This is a genomic window from Pikeienuella piscinae (genome assembly GCF_011044155.1).
GTDB lineage: Bacteria > Pseudomonadota > Alphaproteobacteria > Rhodobacterales > Rhodobacteraceae > Pikeienuella > Pikeienuella piscinae.
The window spans coordinates 4,336,127-4,352,662 of record NZ_CP049056.1; the positions used below are offsets into that span (position 1 = coordinate 4,336,127).

At 67.9% G+C, this 16,536-nt stretch carries 14 protein-coding genes and 1 pseudogene; 10 read left to right on the forward strand and 5 right to left on the reverse strand.

What is annotated here, in order from left to right:
* Positions 1-21 precede the first annotated feature (21 nt).
* From G5B40_RS20695 to recN, 6 genes are all read left to right on the forward strand, one after another.
* Positions 22-936: a D-alanine--D-alanine ligase gene (locus tag G5B40_RS20695; RefSeq protein WP_165102974.1), complete on the forward strand. Its 915-nt coding sequence runs from the start codon at positions 22-24 to the stop codon at positions 934-936.
* On the forward strand, positions 924-1,811 hold the full coding sequence (locus G5B40_RS20700) for a cell division protein FtsQ/DivIB (protein ID WP_165102977.1): 888 nt from the start codon (positions 924-926) through the stop codon (positions 1,809-1,811). Before G5B40_RS20695 ends, G5B40_RS20700 begins: the two co-directional genes overlap by 13 nt.
* Entirely contained in the window at positions 1,808-3,142 is a 1,335-nt protein-coding gene (gene ftsA, locus G5B40_RS20705; RefSeq protein WP_425500073.1) for a cell division protein FtsA, read from the forward strand. The genes G5B40_RS20700 and ftsA overlap by 4 nt, the downstream gene beginning before the upstream one ends.
* A gap of 114 nt (positions 3,143-3,256) precedes the next feature.
* Positions 3,257-4,894, forward strand: coding sequence for a cell division protein FtsZ (ftsZ, locus tag G5B40_RS20710; protein WP_165102979.1), 1,638 nt, complete (start codon positions 3,257-3,259; stop codon positions 4,892-4,894).
* A gap of 230 nt (positions 4,895-5,124) precedes the next feature.
* Positions 5,125-5,973, forward strand: coding sequence for an outer membrane protein assembly factor BamD (locus tag G5B40_RS20715; RefSeq protein WP_165103919.1), 849 nt, complete (start codon positions 5,125-5,127; stop codon positions 5,971-5,973).
* A 35-nt stretch (positions 5,974-6,008) separates the two neighbouring features.
* The gene (gene recN / locus G5B40_RS20720) at positions 6,009-7,670 is read left to right on the forward strand and encodes a DNA repair protein RecN (RefSeq protein ID WP_165102982.1); all 1,662 of its coding nucleotides are present in this window, start codon (positions 6,009-6,011) and stop codon (positions 7,668-7,670) included.
* 7 nt (positions 7,671-7,677) lie between these two features.
* Here the strand turns inward: recN and G5B40_RS20725 are convergent, their stop codons facing one another.
* Together G5B40_RS20725 and G5B40_RS20730 are read right to left on the reverse strand one after the other, a co-directional pair.
* A complete protein-coding gene (locus G5B40_RS20725) occupies positions 7,678-8,358 on the reverse strand; it encodes a FecR family protein (protein ID WP_165102985.1) in 681 nt (226 codons plus the stop codon).
* A 192-nt stretch (positions 8,359-8,550) separates the two neighbouring features.
* Complete coding sequence (locus G5B40_RS20730) at positions 8,551-9,924, reverse strand: FAD-binding oxidoreductase (protein WP_165102987.1); 1,374 nt, start codon at positions 9,922-9,924, stop codon at positions 8,551-8,553.
* Between the two features lie 153 nt (positions 9,925-10,077).
* On the opposite strand from G5B40_RS20730, the gene G5B40_RS21325 reads away from it, so the two are divergent.
* Positions 10,078-10,626 (forward strand): thioesterase family protein, encoded by a 549-nt coding sequence (locus G5B40_RS21325; RefSeq protein ID WP_165102990.1) that lies wholly within the window; start codon positions 10,078-10,080, stop codon positions 10,624-10,626.
* A 247-nt stretch (positions 10,627-10,873) separates the two neighbouring features.
* On the opposite strand, the pseudogene G5B40_RS21330 reads toward G5B40_RS21325, so the two are convergent.
* The 3 genes and pseudogenes from G5B40_RS21330 to G5B40_RS20750 form a co-directional block, all read right to left on the reverse strand.
* Positions 10,874-12,046: pseudogene (locus tag G5B40_RS21330) on the reverse strand (chloride channel protein); the annotation flags it as partial.
* Between the two features lie 200 nt (positions 12,047-12,246).
* Positions 12,247-14,043, reverse strand: coding sequence for an aminopeptidase P family protein (locus G5B40_RS20745; protein ID WP_165102993.1), 1,797 nt, complete (start codon positions 14,041-14,043; stop codon positions 12,247-12,249).
* A gap of 91 nt (positions 14,044-14,134) precedes the next feature.
* Positions 14,135-14,947 carry a hypothetical protein gene (locus G5B40_RS20750; protein ID WP_165102996.1) on the reverse strand — a complete coding sequence of 271 codons (813 nt, stop codon included), beginning with the start codon at positions 14,945-14,947 and terminating at the stop codon, positions 14,135-14,137.
* A 164-nt stretch (positions 14,948-15,111) separates the two neighbouring features.
* Between G5B40_RS20750 and G5B40_RS20755 the strand changes: the two genes are divergently transcribed.
* The 3 genes from G5B40_RS20755 to G5B40_RS20765 all read left to right on the forward strand — a co-directional run bounded on the left by G5B40_RS20755 (position 15,112) and on the right by G5B40_RS20765 (position 16,529).
* The gene (locus tag G5B40_RS20755) at positions 15,112-15,666 is read left to right on the forward strand and encodes a cold-shock protein (RefSeq protein ID WP_165102999.1); all 555 of its coding nucleotides are present in this window, start codon (positions 15,112-15,114) and stop codon (positions 15,664-15,666) included.
* Positions 15,627-16,139 carry a DUF192 domain-containing protein gene (locus G5B40_RS20760; protein WP_165103001.1) on the forward strand — a complete coding sequence of 171 codons (513 nt, stop codon included), beginning with the start codon at positions 15,627-15,629 and terminating at the stop codon, positions 16,137-16,139. Before G5B40_RS20755 ends, G5B40_RS20760 begins: the two co-directional genes overlap by 40 nt.
* A gap of 123 nt (positions 16,140-16,262) precedes the next feature.
* Positions 16,263-16,529, forward strand: a complete 267-nt coding sequence (locus tag G5B40_RS20765; RefSeq protein ID WP_165103004.1) for a hypothetical protein — start codon at positions 16,263-16,265, stop codon at positions 16,527-16,529.
* Positions 16,530-16,536 lie beyond the last annotated feature (7 nt).

Genomic DNA, 16,536 nt, shown 5'->3' on the forward strand with positions numbered 1-16,536 from the left:
GAGGGGCGGAAAGAGGCGCGGATGTCGAGCAGGACACCCCGCGTGGCGGTGCTGAAGGGCGGCTGGTCGGCCGAGCGCGAGGTTTCCCTCGTCTCGGGCGTCGAATGCGCCAAGGCGTTGCGAAGCGCGGGCTTTGAGACGGTCGAGATCGATGCGGGGCGCGACCTCGCGGCGCAGATTGGCGCGGCGGCGCCGGATGTCGTGTTCAACGCGCTGCACGGCCGGGGCGGCGAGGATGGCTGTGTTCAGGGTCTGCTCGAGGTTCTCGGCATACCCTACACCAATTCCGGCGTGCTCGCCTCGGCGCTGGCGATGGACAAGATCCGCGCCAAGGACGTTTTCGCCGCCGCCGGAGTTCCGGTCGCGCCGGGCCGCCTCGTCAGCCGCGAGGAGGTCGAGGGCGGCCACCCGATGGCGCCGCCCTATGTCGTCAAACCCTATAACGAGGGTTCGTCGGTCGGAATTTATATCGTCCGGGAGAGCGCGAACGGGCCGGCCCGGTTGGACCCCGGCGCGCCGCCTGTCCTGATGGTCGAGGCCTATGCGCCGGGGCGCGAGTTGACCGTTTCGGTGGTCGGCGACCGGGCGCTCACCGTCACCGACATCGTCTCGACCACCGGCTGGTACGACTACGCTGCGAAATACGAGGCGGGCGGCTCGCGCCATGTTCTGCCGGCGGAGATTCCCACAGATGTTTTCGACGCCTGCATGGATTACGCGCTTAGGTGCCATCAGGCGCTTGGTTGCCGCGGCGTGACACGCACCGATCTGCGCTGGGACGAAACGAAAGGCGTGGACGGCCTGATCGTGCTGGAGACGAACACCCAGCCTGGCATGACCCCGACATCGCTGATCCCCGAACAGGCGGCGTATTGCGGGATGGACTTCCCCGAACTCGTCCGCTGGATCGTGGAGGACGCTTCATGCGGGCGCTGATCCGGCGCGTCAGACGCCCTGACCCGGCGCCGTCGCGCCTCGGCTTCCGGCTCAAGCGGCATTGGCGCAGCCCGGCCTTTCGCCGTTCGATCACCGTCCATGCGCCGCTCGGCGTGCTCCTCGCCGCGCTCGGCTGGGCGGGGGCGCAGCCGGGCATGCGCCAGGCGGCGATGGACCGGTTCGAGACAATCCGCAGCGCCATCGTCGCGCGGCCGGAATTCGCCATCCGCCATATCGAGGTCCGCGGCGCCAGCCCGATGGTGACGGCGGAGCTGCAGGATGCGCTCGCGCCGTGGCTCGGCGCGTCCTCTCTGGCGGCGGACGCGGCGGCGATCCGCGCCGCGGTCGACGCCCTCGGCTGGGTCGAGAACGCCAGCGCCAGGCTGGTCGCGCCCGAGACGCTGATCGTCACGGTGAAGGAGCGCGTTCCCGCGGCGATCTGGCGGATGGGGCCGCTTCTCATGTTGCTCGACGCGAAGGGCGAGCGGATCGCCCCGATCGAGGCGCGCGCCGAACGGCCGGACCTTCCGGTGCTCGCCGGGCAGGGCGCTGACAAGGCGGCGTCGGAGGGGCTGGCGGTGATCGCCGCCGCCGCCGGCGGCGTCGCGCAGCGGCTCCGCGGCCTCGTCCGGGTCGGCGAGCGGCGCTGGGACGCGGTGATCGCGGACGGCCCGGTGATCATGCTGCCCTCCTCCGGCGCTGTCGAGGCGATGGGATACATCGCGGCGCTCGACGCCGGCGAGAATGTGCTCGACCGCGACATCAGCCATGTCGATCTGCGCGTTCAGGGCCGCCCCACGCTCAGACTGACCCCAGACGGCCTCGCGACGTTCGAGGTCGAGCGTAAACCCAAGAAGCCTGGTAAAGACGCATGAATCCATATCTCGCAGACATGCGCGCAATGCGCGAACGCCTCCGCGCCGCGCTTCGGCGCGGCCTGATCGCGGTGATCGACGTCGGCTCTTCCAAGACCGTCTGTCTGATCATCCAGGTTGACGCGGCCGCCCTGGAACGGGCCGAGGCCACCGGCTCCGCGCATGACGCGCACAGCGCGCTGCGCGTCGTCGGCGCCGGGCTGACCCAGTCGCGCGGCGTGAAGCTTGGCGAGATCGTCGAGATGGACGAAGCCGAACGCGCGATCCGCACCGCGCTGGAGCGGGCCGAGAAAGCCGCCGGCGCCCGGGTCGATCAGGTCATCGCGACCGTTTCCGGGGCGCGGCCGAAAAGCATGTCGAGCTTCGGCGAGATCGAACTGGAGGCCGAAGAGGCGACGAGCCAGGATATCTCGCGCGCGCTTGGCGCCGCCGACTGGCCGGACCGGCGCGAAGGCCGCGAGATGATCCACGCGATGCCGGTCAACTTCACGCTTGACGGACGGACGGCGACAGCGGACCCACGCGGCATGGCGGCGCGGACGCTGGCCGTCGACATCCACGCCGTTTCGGTGGACCGCACGCCGCTTCGCAATCTCGCGGCGTCGGTCCGGCGCTGCGACCTGGAGCTTGCGGGCGTTGTCGCGGGCTCCTACGCCGCCGGGCTCGCGTCTCTTGTCGAGGACGAGCAGAAACTCGGCGCCGCCTGCATCGATCTCGGGGCCGGTTCGACCGACATCTCGGTTTTTCTTCGCGGCCACCTCATTCACGCCGACAGTTCGCGCCTCGGCGGCGATCACCTGACGCAGGACATCTCGGTCGGGCTGTCGATGCCGACGGCGGACGCCGAACGGATCAAGACCCGTCACGGCGGTGCGCTCGCCACCGGATTGGATGATCGCGAACTGATCGAGGCGCCGCATATCGGTGAAAACCACCCCGCCGAGCAACGGCGTATCTCCCGCTCCGCTCTCATCGGCGTGATCCGGCCGCGGCTGGAGGAGATATTGGAGGACGCGCGAAGGCGCCTCGATCGCGCGGGGTTCCAGCATCTGCCGGGTCGGCGGATCGTGCTCACCGGCGGCGGCGCGCAGCTGACCGGGGTGGAGGAAACCGCGCAGCGCATTCTCGGCCGGCAGGTGAGGACCGGGCGTCCGATGCGCATCGCCGGATTGCCGCAATCGGTCAGCGGACCGGATTGCGCGGCGGTGGTCGGGCTCGCGCTCCACGCGGCGCGGCCACAGGATGAGGTCTGGGATTTCGAGCCGGCGAACGCGTTTCCCAACAAGCGGCGGCTGATCGGCGCGGTGCGCTGGTTTCGCGACAATTGGTAGGCTTTGAGGGGATTTTACATCGACATGATTCTCCCCTTGAGATAGAGTTTCGGGATAACGCCTCAAAATAACAAACGAAGGCGTGGCAGCAGTGGCAAGATACAGGCGGAACCAATGGCACTTAACCTGAAGTCGCCGGAAGCTGATGAGCTCCGGCCGCGCATCACCGTATTCGGCGTCGGCGGCGCTGGCGGCAACGCCGTCAACAACATGATCGAGAAAAATCTCGAAGGGGCCGAGTTCGTCGTCGCGAACACCGATGCGCAGGCGCTCCAGCAAACCAGGTCGAGTCGGCGTCTGCAGCTCGGCGTCGGCGTGACGCAGGGCCTCGGAGCCGGCGCGCGGCCGGATGTCGGCGGCGCCGCGGCGGAGGAAAGTCTCGACGAGATCGTTCAGCATCTCGACGGGAGCCACATGTGCTTCATCACCGCCGGCATGGGCGGCGGCACCGGCACCGGAGCGGCGCCCGTGATCGCCCGCGCGGCGCGCGAGATGGGCATCCTGACCGTCGGCGTCGTGACCAAGCCCTTCCAGTTCGAGGGCACGAAGCGCATGACGCAGGCCGACAGCGGCATCGATGCGCTGCAGCAGGTCGTCGATACGCTGATCATCATTCCGAATCAGAACCTCTTCCGCATCGCGAACGAGCGCACGACATTCGCGGAAGCCTTCATGATGGCGGACGACGTGCTCTATCAGGGCGTGAAGGGCGTGACCGATCTGATGGTCCGGCCGGGCCTGATCAATCTCGACTTCGCCGATGTGCGCTCCGTCATGGACGAGATGGGCAAGGCGATGATGGGGACGGGCGAGGCCGAGGGCGAGACGCGCGCAATCGACGCCGCCGAGAAGGCGATCGCCAATCCGCTGCTGGACGAAGTGTCGCTCAAGGGCGCCAAGGGCGTGCTGATCAACATCACCGGCGGTTACGACCTGACGCTGTTCGAACTCGACGAAGCCGCGAACCGCATCCGGACCGAGGTGGACCCGGAGGCGAACATCATCGTCGGCTCCACGCTTGATCCGGAAATGGAGGGCGCAATGCGCGTTTCCGTGGTCGCCACCGGAATCGACGCCCAGGCCGTCGAGGAGAGCCAGCCGCGCCCCTCGGAGCGCCGCCCGGCCACCACCGCGCGGATCGTGCCTGCGACGGCCGAGGCTCCGCGCCGCGCGTCCGCCGTGGCGGAACTGCCAGTGGCCGATCCGGAGCCGGAGCCGGCGATGCGCGCCGAGTCTGCGCCGCCGGCGCGGCCTGTTCAGAAACCTGCGTTGCAGCCGGTTCAGACGGCGCAGCGCGAACCCGAGCCGGAGCCGAATCTCTTCGCTGAGCCGGAACCGTCGCAAGACGCCAGCTTCATCGCGCCGGCCCCGGTCGAACCAGGCGACCCGCGCGCCGACGCGCCCGATCCCGCGCCGCGTCCGGCGCCGCAGCCGCGCCGGGCCGCACATGCGGGCGATCCGACTCCGTTCACGGTGGCGGGTATGCGTCAGGCGGCCGAGGCGACGGAGGCCGATCGCGGCCGCTTCGGACTCAACAGCCTGATCCATCGGATGACTGGCGGCGGCGGCGCCAAGACCGGCGCGGCGGCGCTCGGCCGAGCGGAGCCGGCCGCGGCGCAGGCGGTGGCTCGCCGCGATCCGGCGCCCAGCTATGGCCGGCCGGTGATCGACGAGCGGCACGAAGAGCCGGCGGATGACGACGAGGACCTCCGGATGGAGATCCCGGCGTTCCTGCGCCGGCAGGCGAACTGAATCCGCGACACTCTCCCTGTCGTGAAGAGCGGGCGTCTCCGGGGATCCCGGAGGCGTTCGTTCGTATGGGGCGGCGGGTTGCGGCTTGTCTCCGGCGGCGCGCGGCGCTATCCGCGAAGGGATGGGCGCAAGCGCGTGACGCGCGTCGGCGATCCGTGCTAACGGGCCGATGCTGGCGGATCGGCGAACGGATGAGGGATACGGGAGTGAATCGCGACATGAAGATCGGCATGATTTCCGCCGCCTCGCTTTGCCGGCCCAATCCGGGAGCGCTTCTGGCGGTTCTGTTCGGCGGGCTGGCGCTCGCCGGATGCTCTGACGAAAAGTCGCTGGTCGACGATGTGCGCCCGGCGGAGGAGATTTTCGCCGAGGCAGATTTCAACGCCATCGAGGGCGACTATGTCGAGGCGGCGCAGGGCTATGACGAGGTTGAGCGGCTCTACCCCTATTCCACGCTCGCCAAGACGGCGATGATCCGCTCGGCGGAGTCCTATTACCGCGGCGGAAAATACGATGAGGCGCGTCTCGCCGCGCAGCGCTATCTGGACTTTTTCCCCTCCGACGATGACGCCGCCTACGCGCAGTATATCGTCGCGCTTACCTATTACGACCAGATCTCCGATGTGGAGCGCGATCAGGGCGACACGATCCGCGCCCGGCAGGCCCTGAGCGAGGTGATCGAACGTTACCCGGATAGCGACTACGCGCGCGACGCGGTGCTGAAACGCGACCTCACGCTCGACAACCTCGCCGGCAAGGAGATGCAGATCGGGCGTTACTATCTGGGCCGGGGCCACTACATCGCGGCGATCAACCGGTTTCGCCGCGTGGTGGAGCAATACAGCACGACGAGCCAGACGCCGGAGGCGTTGCATCGCCTTGTCGAGTGCTATCTCGGCCTTGGCGTCACCAACGAGGCGCAGAACGCCGCCGCGGTGCTCGGCTACAACTATCCGGGTTCGGAATGGTATGTCGACAGTTACGCGCTGCTGACCGGCCAGCGGCTCGGCCCTGAGATCGACGAGGAAAGCTGGCTCAGCCGCAACTTCCGGAAGATTGTCTACGGCGACCAATTCTGATCGCGCCGGCCGGTCAGTCGAGTGGCGGGGCGGGGATGCTGGAAAGCCTGGAGATCAGGGACGTCATTCTGATCGAGATGCTGACGATCGGCTTTTCGCCGGGGCTCAACGTGCTGACCGGAGAGACCGGGGCGGGGAAATCGATCCTGCTGGATGCGCTCGGCTTCGCCCTCGGTCGGGTCGAGGCGCGCGGGTTGGTCCGCGCCGGGGCGAAGGAGGGTTCCGTCGCCGCGACGTTGAGGCCGGGGCCGGATCATCCCGTCCGGTCAGTCCTGGCGGAGGCCGGTCTCGCGCCAATGGAGGACACGTTGATCTTGCGCCGCGTCGCGGCCGCTTCCGGCCCGTCACGCGCCTATCTCAACGACCAGCGGGTCAGCGCAGAGACGCTGCGCGCGATCGGCGAGGCGCTGGTCGAAGTCCACGGGCAGCACGACGACCGCGGCCTGCTGAATGCGCGCGGGCACCGTGCGCTTCTCGATGTCTTCGCGAGGGCGGAGCCGGAGCTGGCCGCCTGCCGCGCCGCGCACCGCGTGCTGCGAAACTCGCGTGAGGCGCTCGCCGCAACCGAGGCGCAAGTAGAGGCGGCCGCACGCGATCGCGATTTTCTGGAGCACAGCGTCGCCGAACTTTCCGCTTTCGCGCCGGAGCAAGGCGAGGATGACACGCTCGACGCGCGCCGCCGGGCGATGCAGGCCGCCGCGCGGATCGGCGAGGAGGTGCAGCGCGCCGCCGCGCTGCTCGGCCCGGAGGGCGCCGAGGGGGCGGCGCTCGACGCCATGCGCCGGCTCTCCGGCGCCGCGGTCCATGCGGATGGGCGGCTCGATCCGCCGATCGACGCGCTCGACCGTGCGATCGAGGCGCTTGCGGGCGCCGCCGCCGGCGTCGAGGCGGCGTTGGAGGAGATGGCGTTCGATCCGATGGAGCTGGAACGGGTGGAGGAGCGGCTCTTCGCGTTGCGCGCCCTCGCCCGCAAGCATGACTGCGCGCCCGACGATCTTGCGACGCTGGCCGCCACGATGGAGAGTCAGCTTTCCGCGCTGGCGCAGCGCGAGGAGGAGACGGAGTCGCTCCGCCGCGCCGCCGCCGCCGCCGAAGCAGCGCATCTCCACGCGGTGGCGGCGCTCGGCGCCAAGCGCCGCGAGGCGGCGATCCGGCTCGACAAGGCGGTCGCGGCCGAGCTGCCGGCGCTAAAAATGGAACGGGCGGAATTCTCCACGAGGATCAGCGCGGCGGAGCCCGGCCCGGAAGGCGGCGATCAGGTCGCGTTCGAGATTGCGGCCAATCCCGGCGCGCCGGCCGGGCCGCTCGGCAAGGTCGCCTCCGGCGGCGAGCTTTCGCGGCTGCTGCTCGCGCTCAAGGTCGCGCTGACGGCGGAGGGCTCCACCGGGGTGATGATCTTCGACGAGATCGATCGCGGCGTCGGCGGCGCGACGGCGGATGCGGTCGGGCGCAGGCTGGCGCGTCTCGCCGCCGGCGCGCAGATACTGGTCGTTACCCATTCACCGCAGGTCGCGGCCTTCGGCCGGGCGCAGTTCCGTATCGAGAAGACCGCGAGCGGCGATCAGACGCGCACTTCTGTCACACGGCTTTCCGATGACGAGCGCCGTGATGAAATCGCCCGGATGCTTTCCGGCGACGAGATCACCGAGGCGGCCCGCGGCGCGGCGGCCGCGCTGCTGAGCGCCGCCGCCGGCTGAGACGGGATCAGCCGTCTCGATCGCTATGTCCTTCGCGCTCGGGCTCCGGCTCCCGGTCGCCGCCGAAGCCGCCGCCGGCGCCCGTGCCGCGGCCAAGCGGGTTAATCATCGGAACCGGCGGGGAGCCGCCAACTTCGCAGCCGCTGGCCGAGCAGGTCGCATGGGCGGGGGCGGTTAATTCGTATACCTCAGCCGAGTCCCTGGTCGAGACGATGCCGATCCCGTCCGTCACCCAGACCTCCGTTTCCTGTTCGCTCGCGGCGCTCACCCAAATGGTGGTGCCGCGCACGCCGATCGTCGCCACAGGCGTGGTCACGGCGACGCCGTCCTTCGGCATCCGCCCGCTGACCATCCGAATGGCGCCGCGGCTGAGCGATAGCGCCAGCGAACCGGGCCGCGTTTCACCGGCGAAGACGTAATCGTCGATCACCAGAGAGGCGTTGGGGGCCACGGTGAGGTTCGTGCCGTCCTCCAACCTGATTTCGATCGTTCCATATTGCTTGGTGTAAACGCGGGCCTGTTGATAAATCTCCGCATTCTTCTTCACAGCATAACCGACAGCGCCGGTCGCCTGAAATGCGGCGGGCTGGACGGCCGTGGCCCGGCCGGCGCGCTCCTGTGCGCCGAGCGGCGTCGCGACCAGAAGGGTCGCGATCGCCGCTACCGCCGCTTTCGTGATGACTGACATATCGGTTCTCCAAAAGATGAGCAGATTGCATTCTATCATGGGTCGAGTTGCGCGCAGCGCGCAATTGATCACATTCGTCGTCCGCGAAGACAAATTCGAGCAATATCACCGCGCCCTTTCAGTCCGGCCGAGTGAGATGTCAGCGCCCGCTAGGGCGTCGCGCCCCGCATTCGCGGCCGATTGCGACGACGTTCAGTTGATATCGACCACCTTGCCGGGATTGAGAATGTTCTTCGGGTCAAGCGCGCGCTTGATCTCCGCCATTACGGCGTAACCCTCGCCGTGCTCCTCGGTCATGTAGGGCTTCTTGCCAAAGCCGACGCCATGCTCGCCGGTCACAGTGCCGCCGAGCCGCAGCGCGCGGCGGTTCATCGAATGGGTCAGCCGCTTCGCGGTCTCCAGCGTTTCCGGCCGCTCGGGGTCGATCAGGAAGCCGACATGGAAATTGCCATCGCCGACATGGCCGATGATCGGCGCGGTCAAGCCGGCCTCCCTGACCTCCTCCGCCGTTTCCAGCAGCGCCTCGGCGAGGCGTGAGATCGGAACGCACACATCGGTGGAGAGCGCCCTGCACCCCGGCTGCAGCTTGAGCGAGGCGTAGTAGAAATTGTGCCGCGCATGCCAGAGGCGGTTGCGCTCCTCCTGATTGGCGGACCATTCGAAACCCTCGCAACCGTTTCCGGCGGCGATCTCGCCGAAGGTCTCCGCCTGCTCTTTCGCGCCGGCCTGCGAGCCGTGAAACTCGATGAAGAGATGCGGCTTTTCCGGCAGCGTCATGTCGCCGGAAATATTGACCGCCCGGATCGAGACCGGGTCGAGGATTTCGATCCGCGCCATCGGCACGCCGGACTGGATCGTCTCGATCACCGTTGTGACGGCGGCGTCGAGCGTCGGAAAGGCGCAAACCGCCGCGGTGATGCTCTCCGGCTGACCCTGTAGCCGGAGGGTCAGCTCGGTGATGATCCCGAGCGTGCCCTCGGAGCCGATCATCAATTTCGTCAGATCGTAGCCCGACGAGGATTTTCGCGCCCGGCTGCCGGTGCGGATGATCCGCCCGTCGGCCAGCACCACCTCCAGCGCCAGCACGTTCTCGCGCATCGTGCCGTAACGCACCGCGGTGGTGCCCGAAGCCCGCGTCGCGGCCATGCCGCCAAGTGAGGCGTTGGCGCCGGGATCGACCGGAAAGAAGAGCCCGGTCGCGCGCAATTCCTCGTTCAGCCGCTCGCGCGTGACGCCGGGCTGGACGACCGCGTCCATGTCCTCGGGATGGACCTCCAGCACCTTGTTCATCTCCATCAGGTCGAGGCATATCCCGCCATTGAAGGCGAGCGCGTGACCTTCCAGAGAGGTGCCGGTGCCCCAGGCGACGATCGGGCAATCCTCCTCTCCGCAGATCTTCACGATCGCCGCGACCTCCTCGGTCGAATGTGGGGTGGCGACCGCGTCGGGCGGCGTCGGCGCATAATAGGATTCGTTCTGACCGTGGAGATCGAGAACCGAGGGCGAGGTCGAAAGTCGCTCACCGATCAGGTCCCTGACCCGCCTCACCGCGTTGTCGATGCTCATCTCCGGCGTCTCCCGCAATTTGTTCGGAACAGGCGTAACCCGAAAATTGTGCGCGGGAAAGCGGTGGCGGCGGGGCCGCGCGAACGCGCGATTTGCCGGGCCAGCCGGTTTCGGTCTATCTCCGCTCCAATCCCGGAAACCGAAGGAAGCCCGATGAAAGACGCCCCCATCGCCAACCCGTCGCGCGACACCTCGCCTTCATGCCCGGAGCCGGTCTTTCCTTCCGGCCTTCTCAGCCTGGGCGAGCAAAGCGTCGAGCCGGGCTGGATCGACTATAACGGCCACATGAATGTTTCGTATTACACGCTCGCATTCGACCGCGCCTTTGACGATTTCCTCGAGAACTGGATCGGGATCGGCGAGAGCTTCGTCAGCCGTTCACGCCTCGGCCCGATGGCGCTCCAGACGCAGATCTGCTATCTGGGCGAGCTTCTCGAAGGCGAGCGTTTTCACGTCGATGTGCACCTGCTCGACCATGACGAGAAGCGCATTCATTTCTTCGGGACGATGATTTCGGCGCGGACCGGTCAGCCCGCGGCCACCTATGAGAGCCTCGGCATCAATGTCGATCTGGAGACCCGGCGTCCCGCCCCTTATCCGGACTGGACTCTGGCGCGCTTGGCTTCGATGCGTAAGGCGCAGGCGTCTTTGCCGCGTCCGAAGCAAGCGGGGCAGCCGCTCGGTATTCGCCGGCGCGGTTGAACCCGCCCGGCCCCTTGCCGAGGTGATGGGCGCCGTGCGGCAGCGGGCCGTGCTTGCGCCACCAGCGCAGCAGACCGTGAGAGAGGCGGACCTTTTCGGCCCCAACCTCCAGCTCCGGCCGGATCCGCATCCACGAGGATTTCGAGTAGGCCATGCGCTGCCCGAGGTAGATGCTGCGGTGGCCGATGATCACGTAAGCCGCGATCGCGGCGCCGGCCAGATAGACGATGCGGATGCCGCCGCCGATCAGCTCCATCCCCATAAGCACGGCGGCGATCGGCGTGTTGGAGGCCGCGGCGATCACCGACACCAGCCCCACCGCCGCGCCGAGGCCCGGATCGAGACCGATCAGCGGGGCGAAAGCGTTGCCCGCCATCGCGCCGATCACGAATTGCGGCGTCGCGATGCCGCCGTAGAAGCCTGACCCGAGGGTGATGGCGACCACGAGAGTCTTCCAGAAGAAGCCGAGATAGGGCATCGGTTCGCCGCCGATGGCGCGCTCCACCAGCGGCAGGCTGAGCCCCAGATAGTCGGTTGGGATGACCAGCGCCAGAAGCGCGATGATCGCGCCGCCGATGAGCGGCATCAGGGGCGGCCAGAGTTTGAAGCGGACTCTCACGGCTGTGAAGAACCGGCCCATGCCATGCACGAGCTCGACGAAGATCAGCGCGACGATCCCGGCGATCACGCCGATCACGATGATCTTGAAGAAGAGCATTTCGGAAAAGTCCGGCAGATAGGAGAGATGATAATAGAGATAGGGGAGGCCCCACCATTTGCTGACCTGAAACGAGGTGACGCCCGCCACGATCGCCGGAAACAGGAAGTCGTGGCGGATGCGCCCGATGGACAGCACCTCGACGCCGTAGATCGCCCCGGCGACCGGCGTGCCGAAGACGCTGGCGAAACCGGCGCTGATGCCGCACGCCACGAGGCGTTGGCGCAGCTCGGAATTGAGGCGCAGCACTTCGCCGATCGCCGCGCCCAGCGACGCGCCGATATGCGAACAGGGTCCCTCCTTCCCGGCCGAGCCGCCGCACGCGAGCGTGATGATCGCCGCCACCGGCTTGATCAGAATGGTCCGGAACGGCATGTGCCCTTTCTGGACATGCACCGCATCGAACAGCGAATCCTTCAGGCCGCCCGCGTTGACGCGGTAGCCGTAATGCAGCAGCAGCCCGTTCAGCAGCCCGCCCGCCGGCAGCATGATCGCCAGCACCCAGAAGGGCGCCGAGGCGGTCTGGTCGATCATGAAGAAGAGCGCGTACAGGAAAAACGTGCAGCCGGTGCCCACGATCGCGCCGGCGATGGTTGCGAGAACGAGCCACTGGGCCACCGTGACGAGCATGACGGCGAGTTCGACGAAATTGATTCGGGGCATGAGGTGATGCCCGGCCAGCATGCGGAAAAAGCGTCTCATATGAGGTGGCAACCCGGACCGGTCACGACGAGATCCAAGTTCTATTCAAGTTGGTGTATTTGCGCAAGTTCGGATAAATACGTTTGCGCAATGCAGCACCATTCATAAGATATCTCTTGTTTTTGTAATTTGATACTTCGTTCGAAATTTAATTACGAATTGAGTTTCATGTATAATGCTGATTTATAGAAATAGGGATTTCATAACGGCGCTGTCGCGGCCTCCAGCCACGCGCCATCGCGCGCGTCGAGCGCAGGTTTCAGCGTGTCGCGAACCCGCGCGTGATAGGCGTCGAGCCAGGCGCGCTCCTCCGCGTCGAGCAGGGCCGGGTCGACCAGCCGCCGGTCGATGGGCGCCAGCGTCAGCGTCTCGAAGCTCATCATCGCGCGATCGCCGCCTTCGGGGATGGACGCCTCCTCGATCAGAAGAAGGTTCTCGATCCGGATGCCGAATGCGCCGGTGCGGTAATAGCCCGGCTCGTTGGAGACCATCATGCCGGGCCGAAGCGCGACAGCGCCGCGTCTTGAAAGCGATTGCGGTCCCTCGTGAACGCAGAGATATGCCCCGATCCCGTGGCCGGTGCCGTGATCGTAATCGAACCCCGCGCGCCAGAGCGCGGCGCGCGCCATGGTGTCGAGGTCGCGCCCCGTGGTCCGGAGCGGAAACCGCGCGCGGGAAACGGCGATCATGCCCTTGAGCACAAGGGTGAACGCGCGGACCGCGCCTTCCGGCGGCGGGCCGACGGCGATGGTGCGCGTGATGTCGGTGGTCCCGTCCAGGTACTGGCCGCCGGAATCAACCAGCATCAGCTCACCCGGAGAGAGCTTCCTGTCGGTCGCTTCCGTCACCCGGTAGTGAACGATGGCGCCGTTGGGCCCGGCGCCGGCGATTGTGTCGAAGGAAATGTCCATCAGCGCGTTGGTCGCCCGGCGCTCCGCCTCCAGTCGTTTGGCGATGGCGATCTCGGTCAGCGCGCCGCTGGGCGCTTCGCGGTCCAGCCAGGCGAGAAACCGCGCCATCGCCACGCCATCGCGAAAATGCGCGGCGCGCGCGCCCGCCCTTTCCGCCGCGTTCTTGATCGCTTTCGGCATGACGCAGGGGTCTTCGCCCCAGATGATCCTCACCTTCGCCGATTCGAGCGCCCGCGCGACCGCGAGGGGAGAGGAACGACGATCGAGCAGCGCGCCGCCCTCGATATTCCTGAGGGCCGAGAGGAATTCATCGCGGCCGGCGATCGCGACATCCGGCCCGAGATGCGCCCGGAGCGCCGGGTCGGCGTCCTGGCCGGGGCGGAGGAACAGCATCGCCTTCCCGCTGGCGTGAAGAATGGCGAAGGCCAGCGGCACGGGGTTTCGTGGGATGTCTCCGCCGCGCAGGTTCAAGAGCCACGCGATGCTGTCCGGCAGGGTCAGCGCCGCCGCGCCGGCCCCGGCCTCCGCGACGGCGCGTCCGATGCGCGCGCGTTTCTGAGCGGCGCTCTCGCCGGCCAGTTCGTCGGGATAGGGACAGATCGGGGCGGCGGGGGGCGCGGGGCGGTCCGCCCAGATCGCATCGACGGGGTTGGTCTCCACGGCCACGGCGGTGAGACCGCGTCGCTCCAGCGCGTCGATCTCCGCCTTGCCGTGGAGCCAGGGGTCGAACCCGATCCGGGCGCCGGCGGGCGCCGCACCGTCCAGCCATTCGCCGACGGGGGTTTCGTGCAGCGCCTGAAGCGTCCACGAGGCCGGGTCCGTCTGTCGTTCGGCCTGGAGCGTGTAGCGCCCATCGACGAAAAGCGCCGCGCGTTCCGCGAGAACCACCGCGATACCGGCGGAGCCGGTAAAGCCGGTGACGTAGGCGAGGCGCGCATCCGCCGGCGGCACGTATTCGCCCTGGTGGGCGTCGGCGCGGGGGATCAGGAACCCGTCGAGCCCCTGCCGCGCCATCTCCGCCCTGAGCGCGGCGAGCCGTTCGCCGCCAGGCACGATTCCCGGGGGTGCGCTGAAGTCCTGAAACATGGGAAGATCCTCCGGGCGGCTGGCGGGACGCGAATGTTCACCTTGAGGCGGACAAGCGCAAGCCTTGGCGGCCGGGCGCGCCCCCGGCGCGTCAGTCCGTCAGGGCGTCGCGCGCCTCGACGCCGAGCAGGACCGTCATTTCCTCGCCCGAAGCGTTTGAGAGGACGAGTCGCTCGGCCAGCCTCCCGCGTCGATAGCCGAATGGCTCGCGCCGGCCGGAAAACCGGGCGCCGTCGGCGAGAAGCAGTTCCGCCTGGTCGCCAAGAAGCGCGACCCGGGCCACCTCCCCCTCGAGGTCGCGCAAGCTGACGAGTTCCGCCCCGTCGACAGGGTGCAGCGCCTCGGCGACGAGGCGGCGATGGCCGTCGGGGGCGATCATCAGCGCCGAGACGACGGGCGCGAAGGTGAAATCACCCTGCGGGGCCAGAAGCACGTCATCCACCGCCATCAGCCTGCAACTGCAACTCTTGGGCGCCGCGCGCCGCGCGAGGATGTCGAGGCAGGCGTCGAGCGCGGACGCGGCCGCTTCGGTGCGCGATGAGAAAGGCGCCCCGCCCTGGGTGGAGAACGCCGCGGCGGGGCAGTTCTCCGCGGGCGCGCCACGCGCGAGCGCGCGTGGAAACGCGGAGGAGAGAAACGCCGCGCCCTCCGGCGACGCCCTGAGCCAGGGAATCGCGGAGATCTCCACCATCCGCGCCCGCGGAAGCGCGGCGACGCGACTCGCCGATGCGGTCGAAGCCCCGGCGGCGGCCGCCGGGACGCCGGCGACGTCGGCGGCGGCGAGGACAGGCGGGAATGGCGCCGCGGCGAACCGCATCAGATCGCCGGCGGACGGTCCGGAAAGCCGCCCTCCACCGGAGGGCGCGCACGCCGCCAACGCGATGACGCCGATCATACCGCGCATCGCTGCGCTGAATCCCTTTCTACGCCCGCTCAATGAGGTCTCCACCATAGAAGGTCTTGACGTCACCTTAAGGCGAGACAATTATTTTGCCATATCTTCACGTCAGATGATATCATGTGGTGAAACTGTGACGGGTTGACGTCAGGTGGGGTAATGTTTTGAGTATGGCTGATACAACCGATGCGCACCCCGTAGAGGGGCGCGTGAAATGGTATGATACCGGAAAAGGCTATGGTTTCGTCACGGCTGATGACGGCGCCGGCGACGTTCTTCTGCACGCCAACTGTCTGCGCCGATCAGGCCTGACGCAGGCGCCCGAAGGCGCACGGGTGGTGCTTGAAGCGGTGCGGGGGGATCGCGGGCGACAGGCGGTCGCCGTGCTCAAGATCGACGCGCCGGAGGCCGCCGCGGCCGCGCCAACGCTCGACAAGCCGACCGAAATCGTCGCGGCGCTGGCCGTCGCTGAAGGCTGGTTCGCGGCCCGCGTCAAGTGGTTCGACCGGGCGAAAGGCTTTGGGTTCGTCAATGTGTTCGGCGACGAGACCGACGTTTTCCTGCACATGGAGACGCTGCGCGCCGCGGGGTTGCCCGATCTTGCGCCGGGCGAGGCTGTCGCGATCCGCGTGGCGCAAGGGCCGCGCGGGCGGATGGCCGCCGAGGTGAAAGCGTGGGAGCGGATGTGCTCCGACAAGCTGGACGCGGAGGCGAAACCGTCCTGATCGTGATCGCGCGGGCCGTCATCCTCGCTCTCGCCGTGCTGGCGGCGACGTCCGTGCGCGCCGATACGGCGCCCTGCGCGCCGGAAACGATCACGATTCGCGCCGACGACGGCGTCGCGGAGTTCGCCGTGGAAATCGCCGACACCAGCGCGTCTCGCGCGAAGGGCTTGATGTTTCGCGAGGAGATGCCCGCCGACGCCGGCATGTTGTTCGTATATGACGACGCTGACCAGGTCGCGTTCTGGATGAAAAACACCCCCTTGTCGCTTGATATCATTTTCTTCAATCGGCATGGCGTCATCTGCTCGATCACGGAGGCGGCGACGCCCTTCTCGACGGACCGGATCCCATCCGGCTGCGCCGCGCAGACTGTGCTTGAGTTGAACGCCGGCGTTGCCGCGGCGCGTGGGCTGAAGCGCGGCGCCCCGGCGCGCCATCCCGCCATCATGGATCCCGTCTGGGCCTGCGAATGAGCCGGCGCCGCCGATGAGGGGGGCACGACGCGCGGACACGCGCGCGGCGAATCGCATGACGCGCCGCGCTCGACGCCGCCGGGCGCGGCGCGGGCGCCGCTGGGCGAACAGGGCGGGCCTGGCGTGATCGAGGGCGGAGGCGGAGGGTTCGGGCGTCATCCGGGCAAGCGGATCGACCTCTATGATTCCGCTCGGGAGGGGTGTTCGGCCACGCCACTGGCGCCATTGGCGGAGATGGCGAAGCGGCGGTTGCTGGCGGATAACGCGATGCTGACGCAACGGTCGCTCGCCGGTCTCTGGTCAGGGGTGACCGAAGATCCTTTCGCCGGAGCCATGCTGTATGCGTCCGATAACGGCGATCTGGCCGCGACGGAACGGGAGGCCGGGTGACTTTGAG

Bases quoted from the DNA above. Each gene is read 5' to 3' on its own strand.
- G5B40_RS20700 (WP_165102977.1), top strand. From the start codon at position 924: ATGCGGGCGCTGATCCGGCGCGTCAGACGCCCTGACCCGGCGCCGTCG.
- G5B40_RS21325 (WP_165102990.1), top strand. From the start codon at position 10,078: ATGAAAGACGCCCCCATCGCCAACCCGTCGCGCGACACCTCGCCTTCA.
- ftsZ (WP_165102979.1), top strand. From the start codon at position 3,257: ATGGCACTTAACCTGAAGTCGCCGGAAGCTGATGAGCTCCGGCCGCGC.
- G5B40_RS20715 (WP_165103919.1), top strand. From the start codon at position 5,125: ATGATTTCCGCCGCCTCGCTTTGCCGGCCCAATCCGGGAGCGCTTCTG.
- G5B40_RS20755 (WP_165102999.1), top strand. From the start codon at position 15,112: ATGGCTGATACAACCGATGCGCACCCCGTAGAGGGGCGCGTGAAATGG.
- G5B40_RS20745 (WP_165102993.1), bottom strand. From the start codon at position 14,043: ATGTTTCAGGACTTCAGCGCACCCCCGGGAATCGTGCCTGGCGGCGAA.
- ftsA (WP_425500073.1), top strand. From the start codon at position 1,808: ATGAATCCATATCTCGCAGACATGCGCGCAATGCGCGAACGCCTCCGC.
- G5B40_RS20695 (WP_165102974.1), top strand. From the start codon at position 22: ATGTCGAGCAGGACACCCCGCGTGGCGGTGCTGAAGGGCGGCTGGTCG.
- G5B40_RS20750 (WP_165102996.1), bottom strand. From the start codon at position 14,947: ATGCGCGGTATGATCGGCGTCATCGCGTTGGCGGCGTGCGCGCCCTCC.
- recN (WP_165102982.1), top strand. From the start codon at position 6,009: ATGCTGGAAAGCCTGGAGATCAGGGACGTCATTCTGATCGAGATGCTG.
- G5B40_RS20730 (WP_165102987.1), bottom strand. From the start codon at position 9,924: ATGAGCATCGACAACGCGGTGAGGCGGGTCAGGGACCTGATCGGTGAG.
- G5B40_RS20725 (WP_165102985.1), bottom strand. From the start codon at position 8,358: ATGTCAGTCATCACGAAAGCGGCGGTAGCGGCGATCGCGACCCTTCTG.